10 protein-coding genes are annotated in these 14,043 nt (G+C 73.9%); all 10 read right to left on the minus strand.

The window, feature by feature from the left end; translation table 11 throughout:
- Positions 1 to 11: 11 nt before the first annotated feature.
- Positions 12 to 1,601, minus strand: a complete 1,590-nt coding sequence (locus tag ACFY0I_RS14430; protein ID WP_388894516.1) for a protein phosphatase 2C domain-containing protein — start codon at positions 1,599 to 1,601, stop codon at positions 12 to 14.
- 3 nt (positions 1,602 to 1,604) lie between these two features.
- Positions 1,605 to 4,388: a tetratricopeptide repeat protein gene (locus ACFY0I_RS14435; protein WP_388894518.1), complete on the minus strand. Its 2,784-nt coding sequence runs from the start codon at positions 4,386 to 4,388 to the stop codon at positions 1,605 to 1,607.
- Positions 4,385 to 5,803: a hypothetical protein gene (locus ACFY0I_RS14440; protein WP_388894521.1), complete on the minus strand. Its 1,419-nt coding sequence runs from the start codon at positions 5,801 to 5,803 to the stop codon at positions 4,385 to 4,387. The genes ACFY0I_RS14435 and ACFY0I_RS14440 overlap by 4 nt, the downstream gene beginning before the upstream one ends.
- Positions 5,804 to 5,859: 56 nt before the next feature.
- Complete coding sequence (locus ACFY0I_RS14445) at positions 5,860 to 6,795, minus strand: glutamate ABC transporter substrate-binding protein (protein WP_388895314.1); 936 nt, start codon at positions 6,793 to 6,795, stop codon at positions 5,860 to 5,862.
- Between the two features lie 116 nt (positions 6,796 to 6,911).
- Positions 6,912 to 8,309, minus strand: a complete 1,398-nt coding sequence (locus ACFY0I_RS14450; RefSeq protein WP_388894524.1) for a hypothetical protein — start codon at positions 8,307 to 8,309, stop codon at positions 6,912 to 6,914.
- 212 nt (positions 8,310 to 8,521) lie between these two features.
- Complete coding sequence (locus ACFY0I_RS14455; RefSeq protein ID WP_388894527.1) at positions 8,522 to 9,529, minus strand: N-acetylglucosamine kinase; 1,008 nt, start codon at positions 9,527 to 9,529, stop codon at positions 8,522 to 8,524.
- Positions 9,520 to 10,785, minus strand: coding sequence for a 6-phospho-beta-glucosidase (locus ACFY0I_RS14460; RefSeq protein WP_388894530.1), 1,266 nt, complete (start codon positions 10,783 to 10,785; stop codon positions 9,520 to 9,522). The genes ACFY0I_RS14455 and ACFY0I_RS14460 overlap by 10 nt, the downstream gene beginning before the upstream one ends.
- 5 nt (positions 10,786 to 10,790) lie before the next feature.
- The gene (locus ACFY0I_RS14465) at positions 10,791 to 11,702 is read right to left on the minus strand and encodes a carbohydrate ABC transporter permease (RefSeq protein ID WP_388894533.1); all 912 of its coding nucleotides are present in this window, start codon (positions 11,700 to 11,702) and stop codon (positions 10,791 to 10,793) included.
- A complete protein-coding gene (locus ACFY0I_RS14470) occupies positions 11,699 to 12,667 on the minus strand; it encodes a carbohydrate ABC transporter permease (protein ID WP_388894536.1) in 969 nt (322 codons plus the stop codon). Before ACFY0I_RS14470 ends, ACFY0I_RS14465 begins: the two co-directional genes overlap by 4 nt.
- 4 nt (positions 12,668 to 12,671) lie before the next feature.
- Positions 12,672 to 14,003: an ABC transporter substrate-binding protein gene (locus tag ACFY0I_RS14475; RefSeq protein ID WP_388894539.1), complete on the minus strand. Its 1,332-nt coding sequence runs from the start codon at positions 14,001 to 14,003 to the stop codon at positions 12,672 to 12,674.
- Between the last annotated feature and the right edge of the window lie 40 nt (positions 14,004 to 14,043).

Genomic DNA, 14,043 nt, shown 5'->3' on the forward strand with positions numbered 1-14,043 from the left:
GGACGGGCGGGTCAGGCCCGGGGGTGCGGTTCCGCTTCGGCTTCCGCTTCCGGGGCGGCGCCGGGGGTCCCCGGTTCCGGTGCGGCGGCGAAGGGCACGATGGCGACGGTCACGTTGTCGTGCCCGCCCCCGTCGAGGGCGTGGCCCACCAGGACCTGCGCGCTGTGCAGGGGTCGGACGGCCGCGTCGGGGGGCAGGACCTGGGCCATGTCCCGGGCGGATTCCGCGTAGTTCCACAGGCCGTCGGTGCAGACGACGACCACGCCGGGGTGGTCCGGCTTGTAGCTGGCGGTGTGCGGTTCGAGGTCGTACGCGTCGGCCCCGAGCCAGCCGGTGATGGCGTGGGCCCGGACGTCGGCGTAGGCCTCGGCCTCGCCCATCAGGCCCGCCGCGACCATCTGGGCGGCCCACGAGTCGTCCTCGGTGAGGCGCCGGGGCAGGGCGCCGCGGTCGTCGGGCACCCAGTAGGCGCGGCTGTCACCGACCCAGCCGATGGTCAGGACCCCGCCGCTGACGACGGCGCCGACCAGGGTGCAGGCCGGCGCGTTCTGCGCGCCGGGGGTCTCGGGGGCCAAGGCGTTCACGGCGGTGGCCGCGGCCAGGATCGCCCCGTGCATGGCCTCCTGGGGGTGGGCGCCTCGGGGGAGGGCGTCGAGCAGCGCCTCGTTGGCGGCGCGTGCCGCCGCGGCGGAGGCGTCGTCGGGCCGGCTCGCCGAGGAGACGCCGTCGCAGACGATGGCCACGGTCGCGGCCGACCCGTCGGGCAGGGCCGTCGCCGATACCGCGAAGGAGTCCTCGTTGCGGTGGTGGCGCAGGCCGCGGTCGCTGACGGCGGCGACGCTGCCGAGCTCCTCCTCCAGGTGGTCGCGCTCGCGGGGCTGGGCGTGGCCGCAGTGCTCGCAGTACCCGTCGGGGTCGACGTGCCCGGCGCGGCAGGCGACGCAGGTCTTCCCGCCGTCCCCCGCCGGGACGGCCCCGTACGGCTCCTCGTGCGCGGGTCCGCCCTGCGGGACGTACGGCTCCTCGTGCGCGGGCGTTCCCCAGCCCCCGTCCCCGGGCTCCCCGACCCCGCCGGGGAGGTCGTGGCGCACGGGCTCCTGGTACGGGGCTTCGTGCCGGGTCGGCTCGTGCGGGCTCTCGTGCTGGGCCGGCTCCTGACCGTACGGGCCCTCGGGCCCGGGGTCGGAGGCGCCCCGGGGGGCGCTCGGGCCCGGCATGCCGGAGCCGTCGCCGACCAGGGTCGGCGCGGCTTCGGCCACGCTGCCCCAGCCGGGCGCGGGCACCCCGGGGGTGTAGCCGGCGGAACTGCGCAGGCCCGCGGCGACCGGCTCGCCCGCCGGACCGGCGGCCGAGTGCTGCCCGGCGGGGGCGGTCCCGGTCCCCTGCCCGGGGTGGGAGCCCGTCGCCGCGGCGGGGTTCCCGCCCGCGGCGGCCCGCCCGGCGGGAGCCGATGCCGCCAGGGATCCGACCGGCAGGGTCGGATCGGGGTCCGAGGTAGGGGGCGGGGAGGACAGGGCGTAACCGCACACGCCGCAGAAGCGGTCACCCTCCTCCAGGGGCTCCGCGCAGCTGGGGCAGCCCGACGGCCGATGCATCGACATCACTCACACCCACGTCCGGGGACGGAAACGGTTTGCCCGTTCCACCAGTTCGATCCTCTCCTCGCCCCGCTGCGCCAGCCGGGCGAGGACGCGGTAGGAGCGTTCCAGGCCGAAGCGCAGCCCCCGCTCGTCCAGTTGACTGCCGAGCAGCGAGGTCCGGCCGGGGTCGGCGCCCCGGCTACCCGACAGTACCCAGTCGAGGGCCACGCCCAGAACCTCCGTCGCCAGCCGCTCCTGCCGTTCCGGGTCGAGCCCGAACCGTCGCAGTGCCTCGACCTGGCCGGACGCCGCCACGAGATCGGCCAGCAGGGGCTCCTGCGGGGACCGGTCGCGCAGGCGTGCCCGTACGGCCGCCACCCGTGCGGCGGTGTAGTGGATGGAGGCCTCCGGTACGGACTCCAGGGTGCGCACGGCGGCGTCCCGGTCGCCGGACGCCAGCTGGACCCGGGCCAGCCCGAAGGCCGCGCTGACGAACCCCGGGTCGGTGGTCCAGACGAGGCGGTAGTACTCGGCGGCGTTGTCCAGCTGTCCGAGGATCTCGGCGCACAGGCCCAGGGCCAGCTTCGGAGCGGGCTCGCCCGGGAAGGCGTCGTAGATCGCGTCGAAGGACAGCGCCGCTATCTCGTCGTCCCCGGTGGCCAGTGAGGCGATGCCGCGGGCCCACACCACGCGCCAGTCGTCCGGGTGCCGGTCCTCCAACGCGGTCAGGGCCTCGCCCGCCACCGCGAGTTCGCCCAGTTCGAGCCGGGCCCGCAGTTCGCGCAGCCGCAGTTCGGCGGAGTCGGCCGGGGCCGAGCCGAGGGCGCCCAGCAGGTCGGCGGGCGCGGAGGCCAGGAGTCCGGTCAGGAAGCCGGCGTTGGGGTCGGCGGCGTCGACCAGCGGCACGGGCAGGGCCAGCGCCGTGTCGCGGGCGTCGAGGCGGGCCAGCCCGGCCCGGGCCGCGAACGCCCCGGTACCCCGAGCCGGCAGCGGAACGGGAGCCTCCGACAGGCCGGCCGCCGGCGCGGGCCGGGCCGCCGGCGCGGGCCCGGTCCACCGGGGCCCGGGCACCGGAGCGCCCGCCATGTGCGTGGCGGTGGTTCCGAGCGCGGCGACCGCGCCCCCGGCCTGCGGGAACGACGAGGGGCCGGGCGCCGGGGCGCCGACGGAACCCGCGCCACCGGCCGCGACCGGGATCGCGGCCGGAGCCGGAGGAACGGGAGGAACCGTCACCGGAGCCCGCCGCCGGCCCCGGCCCCGCCCCCACACCGGCCGCGCGGTCTCCCGCGCGCCCAGCCGGGAGACCTCTGCCCCCGGGCCGTCCGCGTACAGCCGGGTGTCCGGCACCCGCAGCTCGGGACCGAACAGCGTCGACAGCTGCGGCCGCGGCCGGCCCGTCTGCAGGGCGACGACCTCCCGCAGCACGCCCGTGAGCTGGTCCGCCATCTCCTGCGCGGAGGCGAACCGTCGACCCGGATCCGGATCGGTGGCCCGTACCAGCAGCCGGTAGAACGACTCGTACCGGCCGAACACCTCGATGTGCTCCGGGTCCGGCAGCGAGTCCACGAACACGTTCGTGTAGCCCTGGAAGTCGAACGTGAGCACGGCGAGGGTGCGGGCCACCGTGTAGAGGTCCGAGGCCACGGACGGACCCAGCTCGGCCACCTCCGGGGCCTGGTAGCCCACGGTGCCGTATATCGCCGACTCGTCGTCGTCCATCCGCCGGACCGCGCCCATGTCGATCAGCTTGAGCTGGTCCTGCTGCTGGATGGCGTTGTCGACCTTGAAGTCGCAGTACAGGAGGTTGCGGCTGTGCAGGTGCCCGAGGGCCTCCAGCGCCTCGATCCCGTAGGCGCAGGCCTGCTCCACGGGCAGCGGGTCGCGTCTGCCGTCCGGCCGGCGCCGCTCGTTCGCGATCTCCTTCAGGGACTTGCCGCCCACGTACTCCATGACGATGTACCCGTCGAGCGAACCCGTCCGCTGGTCCAGGTGCTCCACGAAGTTGTAGATCCGCACGATGTTGGAGTGTTCGATCTCCGCGAGGAAGCGCCGCTCGGAGATCGCCGCCTCCATCGCGTCCTGGTCCCCGGTGTCGAGGAGGCCCTTGAGGACCACCCACCGGTCGGAGACGGCCCGGTCCACCGCCAGGTAGACCCAGCCCAGACCGCCGTGCGCGAGGCAGCCCGCCACCTCGTACTGGCCGTGCACCACGTCACCCGCGCGCAGCTTGGGCACGAACGAGTACGGGTGACCGCACTTGGTGCAGAACCCCTCCGTACGGCCCGGCCGTTCACCCCGCGCCCGACCGACGGGCGCCCCGCAGTCCGAGCGCGAGCAGAACCGCTTGCGCTCCGGGACCTCCGGGTTCTCCAGTACGGCCGCCGACGGATCCGGACGCGGCACCTCCGGCATGCTGACCAACCCGGCTCCCAGCCGGCCGCGCCCCGAAGCGGCCGAGGCCGAACCGGAACTGCGCACCGACACCGAACGGGTGGACGCGGAACCCGGCAGTGAGCGCGACAGCCGCCCGGACACCGAGCGGCGCGAGGAGGAGGACCGGGAGGAGCGGGAGGACCGGGCCGAGGCCGAGGACCGGCCCGAGCCGCGCGAGCCCGCCGAGCCCCGCGAATCGCCGTGCCGGGCGGCGCTGGTCATGCCGGTCGGCGGGGAGACGAGTTCCTCGGCGCCCGCCGCGACCGCGCCCGTCGGGGCGAGCCCGCAGGTGTCGCAGTACAGCTCGCCGCCGCCCATGTCCTCGTACGTCCCGGGGCAGCCGGGGCGCATGCAGGGCGTTCCGTTCAGGCTCATGCGTCCTCCTTCCCCGGCCCGCCGGACCGGTGCTGCTCGGGTGGGTGCTGCTCGGGTGGGTGCTGCGCGGTCAGGTCGTGCTCGGGCAGGTGTTGCCCGGGCAGGTACCGGCCCGGCAGGTCGCCCGGGCCCGGTGCGCCGGAGCCGCGGTCACCGTCGCCGCGGTCGTCGGCGTCCCGCACATCGCGCTCCGGTGGCGGCGCCAGTGCCTCGGCGGTGGCCCGCTGGTAGCGCAGGACCGCGAGTTCGGCGGCCCGCAGGTCGCAGGGCGCGCTCCACAGCATCCGTCGGGCGGTGTCGTACCGCTCGATCAGCAGCGGGTCCTCGGCCAGTCCGTGCCGGGCGACCTTCGCCTTGTAGGCGTCCAACCTGCCGCGCAGTTCGGCCCGCACGGCCAGCGGGGCCGTCACCGCGGTCAACGATTCGCGGGCCCGCCGAAGTTCCTCCTCGGCCCGTTCCTCCAGGGCGTCCAACAGGGGGGACAGCCGGTGCCACTGCGCGTGCCGGCGGTACTCGGCCGCCGCCGCGAGCTGCTCCTGCAGGGCCGTCGGCGGTCCGCTGACGGCCGGTACCTCGGACGCCGCGATCTTCGCCAGCACCTCGATGCGGGCGTTGCGGGCCTCCGCGAGGGTCCGATCGGCCCGCGAGAGCACGTCCCGCAGGGCGATGAGCCGCTGCTCGGCGTCCTGCCGGACGGTCAGCACCGCCTCGACCTCACGCCGTACGTCGTCCAGCGCGCGGGCCGCCCTGTCGTACCGGGCGGTGTCCGGCCGGCCCCCGCCCGGGGCGGAACTCCCCACCGCCGGGGTCCAGAAGGCCAGCGGGTCGGCGATCACCCGCTCGCGCAGCCGCGTCAGCTCGGCGGTGATCGACTCCAGGTCGTCGCCCGACGGGTGCTCGCCCGGCCGTACCCCCACCGAGTGCGCCAGTGACCGGGTCCGGTGCAGTTCGGCGGCGAGCAGGTCGATCCGCGCGGGCAGCGCCGACCACACCGCGTCGGCGGCGACCACCAGGTCCAGGGAGCTCGCGTAGAGCTCGTTCATCCGGGCGACGAGCTCGGCCAGCGAGAAGCGCTCCGCGAGCGCGGCGCCCTCCAGCCCGGCGCCGGCGATGGTCACCCCGGGCCCGCGCAGCCGCTCGGTCAGCTCCGCCAGATCCTCCCGGTTGGGCCAGCGGCGCCGCTCGCGGATGGCGCGGGCGGCTGCCAGGGCCCCGCTGTAGGCGTCGAAGTACGTCCACAGGCGGGTGATGGCCGCGTCGGCGGCGGTCCACCGCTCCTGGGTGACCCCGCTGAGCGCGGCCCCCTCCAGGAGCCTGCGGCCCGCGTGGTCCTGGAGCGCGAGCAGCGAGGTCTCCACGGCCTCGTGCTCCGCGCCCAGTCGTGTCAGCGCACGGTCGACGTCGTCCCTGTCCATCACTGCGGGCCCCGTTCCCGGAAGGCTCACGTACGGCCTCGATTCCGCCACCGGCCTCAGCCGTCCCGGTACTTGGGCGCGGGCGGCGAGGCCACCTTCGGCAGCACGTTCTGGAAGTGGTCGCGGTACGAGGTCGCCCACGGGCCGGCGTCGCCGCCCGCACGGTAGTCCTCCAGGACCTTGTTGACCCGGCGCACCAGGTCGGAGGCGTCCTTGTTCATCGCCACCCCGTAGAACTCGCGGGTGAAGGGGGCTCCGACGAGCTGCACCGACGGGTCCTGCGCGGCCTGGCCGGCGGCCAGCGCGTTGTCCGTGATGATCCCGTCGACCTCGCCCAGTTGCAGCCGCACCAGACAGTCCAGCTGGTTCGGGACGGAGACGGACACCGAGCCGTAGGCCTGGGACTTGAGGGCCGCCTCCGCCGTGGAGCCGGCGGCCGTGCAGATCTTGCGGCCGTTCAGCGAGGCGTCGTACCCGGTGATCGGCGAACCCTTGGGGGCCAGGACCTGCTGTCCGGCCTCGAAGTAGGCGGTGGAGAAGGCGACGTCCTCCAGGCGCTTGCAGTTGATGGTCATCGTCCGCACGACGACGTCGACGCGGCCCTCCTGGAGGGCGGGGATCCGCTGGCTGGTGGGGATCGCCCGGTAGATGACCAGGTCCTCGTTGCCGAGGATGTCCTTCGCGATGGCCTTGACCAGGTCGATGTCGAAGCCGACCAGGTGGCCGTCCGGATTGCGGTAGCCCCATTTGAAGCTGTTCTGGTCCACGCCCGCGACGAGCTTGCCGGCCTTGCGGATCCGCTCGATCGTCGGCCCGTCCATGCCGGACGGACGCAGGCTCGCCTCCGGGTCCGGGCAGGTGTCGGCCGGGGCGGCGGGCGCCGCGACCACCGCGGCCGGCTCCCGGACCGGCCCCCTCCGGGCGCCGTCCGGCGCGCCCTGGGCGAGCGGCAGCAGCACCGCGGCCGCCGTCACCGCGCAGGCCGCGGCCATCGCGCTCACCCCGCCCCAGCCGCGCAGCCGGCCCGCCGCGCGCCGCCCGAGGGACGCCCCGGGCGTCCCGGTGGCCCCGTCCTGACCCGACCGTATCCGCCGTATCCGCATCGCTCTCACCTGTACTCCGAAAGCCTGCGGCCGATGCCGAGGAGGGCGGCCACCGCGCCGAGGACGGCCAGCGCCGCCGCGCCCGTCACCAGCCCGTCCAGCGCGCCGAGCCCGCTCCGGGCCGCCCGGGTGAATTCCTGCTGCTCGTGGACCACGGCTTCCTCCAGGGAGGCGTCCACGACGTCGAACGAAGCCCCGCTGCTGTTCTTGTCGCCGATCACCTGGGGCAGGGCCAACTCGTAGTCGCCCTTCATGTCCGACTCCCGGGCCGCCGCGTGCCGCTGCTTCCACTCGGTCACGCCGGCCGCGGCCTTCTTGAGGGGATCACGGCCACTGTCGTCGTCGGCCAGTCGCAGGGCCTTGGCCAGCCCCTCGTCGAGCTGGCGCATGTTCGTCGCGTAGTCGACGTCGTACTTGTCGGACTTCTTGTCCTCGGCCAGTACGGCGCCCCGCGCGATCAGGGTCAGGTTCTCGCCGGCCCGCGCCTGGAGCGAGGCGATCCGCGCGTCGTTGAGCACCTTCAGCGACTCCTGCCCGTCCGCCCGGGCCTCGCTCAACCCCGACCGGGCGACGCTCTGCCCGACCGTCAGCCACAGCAGCACCACCACCGAGGCGGCGGTCGCGGCCAGCAGCCCCTGGTTGAGCACGCGGTGCGTGCGCAGGTAGTTGCGCCGCTGCGCCCACGCCAGCGCGCCGACGGCCAGCACCCCGGCGCCCGTCGCGGCCAGCGGCCAGGACCGGGCCTCGTCGTGGTCCGTGTAGAGCCGCCCGGTCTCCGCCTCGTACAGCCGCTGGGCGGCGGGCAGCAGGACCGTGCTCATCTGCTCGTTGGCGTGTCGCAGGTAGGCCCCGCCCAGCGGCAGGCCCTGCCGGTTGTTGGCACGGGCCTGCTCGATCAGGCCGGTGTAGCGGGGCAACTGCTCGCCGAGGAGCGCTATCTCCTTGCGGGACTCCCCGCCGGCGCCGGTGTTCGCCGCCGCGCTGATCAGGAGCCGGGAGGCACTGGCGATGTCCTTCTCGTAGCGCTCACGGACCTCCCGGGGCTCCTGGGCGCCCGCGAGGAAGCCGCTGGAGGAGGCGGTGTCCGCGTCCGCGAGGGAGCGGTAGATGCTCGCCGCGTCCGCGCTGAGCGGCTGGCTGCGGCCCACCACGGCCTCGGCGGCCGAGACCCGGTCCGAGACCTCCCACACCGCGACCGCGCCGAACAGCACGATCAACGCGGCGAGTACGGCCCCGATGATCCGCAGCCGGCCCGGCTCGGTGGTCGCGGCGGCGCGCAGCCGCTCGACGCCCTCCGCCCAGGCGGTGCCACGCCCCGGCGGGGCGGGCGGGCCCGCGGCGGGACGCGGCGGCGCACCGGAAGTACCGCTCCCGGGCGCGGGCGCGCGTGTCGTGATGGCCACCGTGACCTCCCCCTCGGTCCCTCTGTTCCGGAGCAGTATGGCCTTAGCGGCGGCCCACCACAGCACCCGGTGCTCGATCTTGGGTGATCCGTACCCGCAGCCGGCCAGGAGGACGCCCCCCGCGCCGCCCCTGCCGCCCCCCGCCACCCCTTCACCGTCAATACGTCGGGAGCGCCCCCACGGTTCCGTATCCGCCGCCTTCCGGGGCGGGTTCACCCGAAATGGGCACGGAGCTTCCCGTGGGCCCCGGCGGGCGCCCCCAGCGCGTCCAGCCCCAGCAGCCCGGCGCCCAGCACCGGCGGCGCGGCCACCACCGAGACCCGCGCGAGCGGGGCCCGGCGGGCCAGGAGGGCCTCGATCCTGTCGTTGAGCTGCGGATGGCCGGCCGCGAGGACGCTGCCGCCCAGCAGCACCGGTACGTCCTGCGTCAGCAGGCCGAGCCGCTCCAGCGCCACCGACGCCATCGCCACCACCTCGTCGGCCTGCCGCTCCACGAGGGCGCGGGCCACCGGATCGCCCGCCCCGGCCACCGCGAACAGCACCGGCACCAGCTCGTGGACCCGCCCCCGGGCGAGGGAGCCCAGGTGCAGCGCCTCGATCAGCTCGTACATGGAGCCGAGCGAGAAGTGCGCGGGCAGCGCGGCCGCCAGTTCCGTCGGCCCGCCGCGTCCGTCCTCGGCGCGCGCGGCCCACCACAGGGCCTCCTCCGCGAGCCCGCCCCCGCCGCCCCAGTCACCGGAGATCATTCCGACGGCGGGGAAACGCGCGGTGCGCCCGTCGGGCAGCATGCCGACGCAGTTGATGCCCGCTCCGCAGACCACCGCGACCCCGCGCGGCGCGTCCCCCGCGGGCAGCCCGGCCCGCAGGATCGCGAAGGTGTCGTTGCGCACCTCGGTCGCCGCGCCCCAGCCGCGCGCGCTGACGGCGTCGGCGAGCCGACGTTCCTCCACGGGGAGGTCCGCGTTGGCCAGGCAGGCCGATACCTGGGCGGCGTACGGGGCCCCGGGCCGCAGCCGGGGCAGCCCGGCGGCCTCCGCCGCCTCCGCGACGGCCCGCCCCAGCACGTCCACGGCCGCCTCGACCCCGACCCGGGGCGGCTGGAAGCCCCCGGAGCGGCCGGTGCCGAGGACGCCGCCGTCGGCGCCGATCAGCGCGACGTCGGTCTTGCTGTTGCCTGCGTCGATCGCGAGCACGGCCGCGCCGGAGGGCGTCACGCCCATGCCAGGTGCTCCTTGTTGTGGGCGAGCAGCCGGTCGGTGAGCCCTTCGGCGAGGTCGAACTGCCCGACGAGGGGGTGTGCGAGGAGCGCCTTGAACACCCGCTCCCGCCCGCCGCGCAGGGCGGCGTCCAGCGCGAGGTCCTCGTACGCCGTCACGTGGGAGATCAAACCGGCGTACAGGGGGTCCGGTCGGGGCACGGCCAGCGGCGCCGGGCCGGAGCGGTCCACCCGGGCCTGCACCTCGATGACCGCGTCGTCCGGGAGGAACGGCAGGGTGCCGTTGTTGAGGGCGTTGACCACCTGGATCGGGCTGCCGCCGTCGCCCAGCAGCGCGGCGGCCAGGTCCACGGCGGCCTCCGAATAGAAGGCGCCGCCCCGCTTGGCGAGCAGTTCGGGCTTCTCGTCGAGGGCGGGATCCGCGTACAGGTCGAGCAGTTCCCTCTCCATCGCGGCGACCTCGGCGGCCCGGGAGGGCTTGCGGCCCAACTCCCGGACCACCTCGTCGTGGGCGTAGAAGTAGCGCAGGTAGTACGAGGGCACCACCCCGAGCCGGTCCAGGACCGCCCGCGGCAGGCGCAGGTCGGCGGCGACGGCGTCGCCGTGCGCGGCGATGAGGCCGGGCAGCAGGTCCTCCCCGTCGGGCCCGCCGCGGCGCACCCCGGTCTCCCAGGTCAGGTGGTTGAGGCCGACGTGGTCGAGGTGGACCTCGGCGGGGGACAGGTCGAGCAGCTTGGCGAACTTGCGCTGGAAGCCGATGGCGACGTTGCACAGGCCCACGGCCTTGTGGCCGGCCCCGAGCAGGGCCCGGGTGACGATCCCGACGGGGTTGGTGAAGTCGATGATCCAGGCGTCGGGGGCGGCCCGCCGGACGCGCTCGGCGATGTCCAGCACCACCGGGACGGTCCGCAGGGCCTTGGCGAGGCCGCCCGCGCCGGTGGTCTCCTGCCCGACGCAGCCGCACTCCAGCGGCCAGGTCTCGTCCTGGAGTCGGGCGGCCTGCCCGCCGATCCGCAGCTGGATCAGCACCGCGTCGGCGCCGGCGACGCCCGCGTCCAGGTCGGAGGTGGTGGTCACGACGGCCGGGTGCCCCTGGCGGGCGAAGATGCGGCGGGCCAGGCCGCCGATCAGCTCCAGCCGTTCGGTGGCGGGGTCGATCAGCACCAGCTCCTCGACGGGCAGGCCGGCGCGCAGCCGGGCGAAGCCGTCGATCAGTTCGGGGGTGTAGGTGGAACCGCCCCCCACCACTGCGAGTTTCATGGTCGTCAGCCTTTCACTCCGGTCAGGGTGACGCCTTCGACGAACGCCTTCTGGGCGAAGAAGAAGAGGACGATCACCGGTGCCATGACGAGCACGGTCGCCGCCATGGTGAGGTTCCAGTTGGTGTGGTGCGCGCCCTTGAAGGACTCCAGGCCGTAGCTGAGGGTCCAGGCGGCCGGGTTGTCGGAGGCGTAGATCTGCGGGCCGAAGTAGTCGTTCCAGGCGCAGAAGAACTGGAACAGGGCGACGGCCGCGATGCCCGGCTTGGCCATGGGCAGCACGACGCGCAGCAGGGTGCGCAGTTCGCCGCAGCCGTCGACGCGGGCCGCGTCGAGGTATTCGTCGGGGATGGTCAGCAGGAACTGGCGCAGCAGGAAGATGGAGAACGCGTCACCGAAGGCCATCGGGATGATCAGCGGCCACAGGGTGCCGGACAGGTCCAGCTGCTTCGCCCAGAACAGGTACATCGGGATGACCACCACCTGCGGCGGCAGCATCATCATGGCGATCACCAGCAGCAGTGACAGTCGCCGCCCGCGGAAGCGGAACTTGGCGAGGGCGTACGCGACGGGCACCGAGGACACCACGGTCAGCAGGGTGCCGAGGCCCGCGTACAGCAGGGTGTTGCGCCACCAGGTGAGGAAGCCGGGGGTGTTCCAGACCGTCGCGTAGTTGTCCCACTCCCAGGTGCGCGGCCACAGGTCGCGGGTGAGGGCCTGCTGGTCGCTCATCAGGGAGGTGAGGAGCAGGAAGACGAACGGGAGGACGAAGAACAGGGCGGCGGCCACGCCCAGGCTGTGCACGGCGACCCAGTGCAGGACCTCCCCGCGACGCGCGCCCCGGCGGGTCGAGAGGCGGGTCGAACGCAGCGGCGGGATACGGGTCGAAAGGCGGGGCGTACGGCTCGACGTGGTCATTCACCGGCTCCGATCAGTCCGCCACGGCGCCGCATGAGGAGCGCGGTGAAGGCCATGGAGAGGGCGAACAGCACCAGGGCGACGACGCAGGCGGTGCCGTAGTCGAAGCGCTGGAAGCCGACGTTGTAGACCACCTGGGGGAGGGTCAGCGTGGACTTGTCGGGATAGCCCGGCTCGAACTGCTGCCCCGAGCCGCCGATGACGCCGGCGGCGGCCTTCCCGGCGACCAGCGGCTGGGTGTAGTACTGCATGGCCTGGATGACCCCGGTGACCACGGCGAACAGGATGATCGGCGAGATGTTCGGCAGGGTGATGTGCCGGAACCGGGCCCACGCGCCGGCGCCGTCGAGCTCGGCGGCCTCGTACTGCTCCTTCGGTACGTCGAGCAGCGCGGCCATGAAGATGACCATCAGGTCGCCGACCCCCCACAGCGCGAGCGCCGTGAGGGCGGGCTTGGACCAGTCGGCGTCGGTGAACCAGCCCGGCGCGGGCAGTCCCAGCGACTCCAGCACGGTGTTGACCGGGCCGGTGCCGGGGTTGAGGAGGAAGACGAAGGCGAGCGTCGCGGCCACCGGCGGGGCCAGGTAGGGCAGGTAGAACAGGGTCCGGAAGATTCCGGCCCCGGTCCTGATCCTCGTGATGAGCAGGCCGATGCCGAGGCCGAAGACGACCCGGCAGCTCACCATGACCAGCACCAGCCACAGGGTGTTGCGCATGGCCGGCCAGAACAGCGGATAGTCCGTGAAGACGTAGCTCCAGTTGGCCAGTCCGTTGAAGACGGGTGGTCGGAAGCCGTCGTAGGAGGTGAAGGAGAAGTAGACGGTGGACAGCAGCGGATAGGCGAAGAAGACCGAGAAGCCGATCAGCCAGGGGGACATGAAGGCGACGGTCCGCAGCCGGGACCGGCGGCGCCTGATCTTCGGGGCGCGGGCGTGCGGGCCCGCGGGGGCGTGGGTGTCGGGCATCGGATTACTGGGCCTTCGCGATGTCCGTGTCGATCTGCCGGTCGGTGTTCGCCAGTCCGGCGGCGATGTCGGGGACGTCGCCCTTCTCCACCGCGTACGCGAAGTCCTGGAAGGTCAGTTGGTAGGTACCGCCGTCGGCCTGGGCCGGGGTGGTGTTCGACTTCGGGTGCCGGGCGATGTCGATGAACGTCTTGAACTCGGGGGTCACCTCGAGGTCCGGGGAGTCCAGGGCGGCGAGCGTGGACGGCACGTTGTGGATGGCGTTGGCGAAGGCGACCACCGCCGCGGTGTCGGTGGTCATGTACCGCACCAGCTCCCAGGCGGCGTTCTGCTTCCGGCTCGCCGCGGAGATGCCCATGATCGTGCCGGAGACGTAGCCCTTGCCGTAGTCGGCGATCCGATCGTCCGGTACGGGCAGCGGGGCGGTGCCGATCTCGAAGGTGACCCCGGCGTCCTTCGCCATGGCCGCCCGCCACTCGCCGTCGATCTGCATGGCGACCTGGCCGCGGTGGAAGGGGTGCTCGGCGCTCCACTCGTCACCGAAGCCGGCGCGGAACCTCTCCAGCTTCTCGTAGCCGCCGAGCTCGGCCACGAGGTCCTTCTGGGCGGTCAGCATCTGCGCGAAGGCCGGGTCGGCGGCCAGGTTCGACTTCCCGTCGGGGCCGAAGTACGTGGGGCCCCACTGGGCGGCCAACCGCATGGGGGTGGTCTCGTAGCCGTGGAAGGTGGGCATCAGGCCGACCCGTTCGTACGAGTCCCCGCTCCGCTTGGTCAGTTTCCGGGCGACCTCGGTGAACTCGCTCCAGGTGCGCGGTGCTTTGGTGATGCCGGCGGCGGCGAACGCGGTCTTGTTGTAGACGAGGCCGTAGGCGTCGTTCAGCAGCGGCAGCGTGCACTGGTTGCCCTTGAACTGCGTGTATTCCAGCAGGGTCTTGGGGAACACCTTGGCCTTGTCGACCCCGGACTTCGCGAGGAAGGGGTTCAGGTCGACGAAGGCGCCCGAGTTGCAGAACTTCCCGACGCTGTCGGTGGTGAACGAGGAGACCACGTCGGGGGCCTTGTCGCCGCCCGCCCGCAGGGCCTGGTTGACCTTGTCGTCGGTCATGTTGCCGGTGGTCTTCACCTTGATGTTCGGGTGCGCCTTCTCGAACCGGGCGATGTTCTCCTCGATCGCCTTGACCTCGGCGGGCGCGGACCAGCCGTGCCAGAAGCTGAGGGTGACGTCCGCCTTGGGATCGTCGGCGGCGGCGCCGCCCTGCCCCGTGCAGGCGGTGGCGAGTACGGATATGGCGGCCAGGGTGGCCGCGGCCGTGGTGAGGCGTCCGGTTCTGGGCATGGCGGGGCTCGCTCTCTGCGGGAGGAACTTCCGGTGAGGG

This window comes from Streptomyces sp. NPDC001568 (assembly GCF_042893755.1).
GTDB lineage: Bacteria > Actinomycetota > Actinomycetes > Streptomycetales > Streptomycetaceae > Streptomyces.

What these genes read in the sequence shown, in the direction of transcription:
- ACFY0I_RS14440 (WP_388894521.1), bottom strand. Translation starts at nt 5,803, where the DNA reads ATGGACAGGGACGACGTCGACCGTGCGCTGACACGACTGGGCGCGGAG.
- ACFY0I_RS14460 (WP_388894530.1), bottom strand. Translation starts at nt 10,785, where the DNA reads ATGAAACTCGCAGTGGTGGGGGGCGGTTCCACCTACACCCCCGAACTG.
- ACFY0I_RS14445 (WP_388895314.1), bottom strand. Translation starts at nt 6,795, where the DNA reads ATGGCCGCGGCCTGCGCGGTGACGGCGGCCGCGGTGCTGCTGCCGCTC.
- ACFY0I_RS14430 (WP_388894516.1), bottom strand. Translation starts at nt 1,601, where the DNA reads ATGTCGATGCATCGGCCGTCGGGCTGCCCCAGCTGCGCGGAGCCCCTG.
- ACFY0I_RS14475 (WP_388894539.1), bottom strand. Translation starts at nt 14,003, where the DNA reads ATGCCCAGAACCGGACGCCTCACCACGGCCGCGGCCACCCTGGCCGCC.
- ACFY0I_RS14465 (WP_388894533.1), bottom strand. Translation starts at nt 11,702, where the DNA reads ATGACCACGTCGAGCCGTACGCCCCGCCTTTCGACCCGTATCCCGCCG.
- ACFY0I_RS14455 (WP_388894527.1), bottom strand. Translation starts at nt 9,529, where the DNA reads ATGGGCGTGACGCCCTCCGGCGCGGCCGTGCTCGCGATCGACGCAGGC.
- ACFY0I_RS14470 (WP_388894536.1), bottom strand. Translation starts at nt 12,667, where the DNA reads ATGCCCGACACCCACGCCCCCGCGGGCCCGCACGCCCGCGCCCCGAAG.
- ACFY0I_RS14435 (WP_388894518.1), bottom strand. Translation starts at nt 4,388, where the DNA reads ATGAGCCTGAACGGAACGCCCTGCATGCGCCCCGGCTGCCCCGGGACG.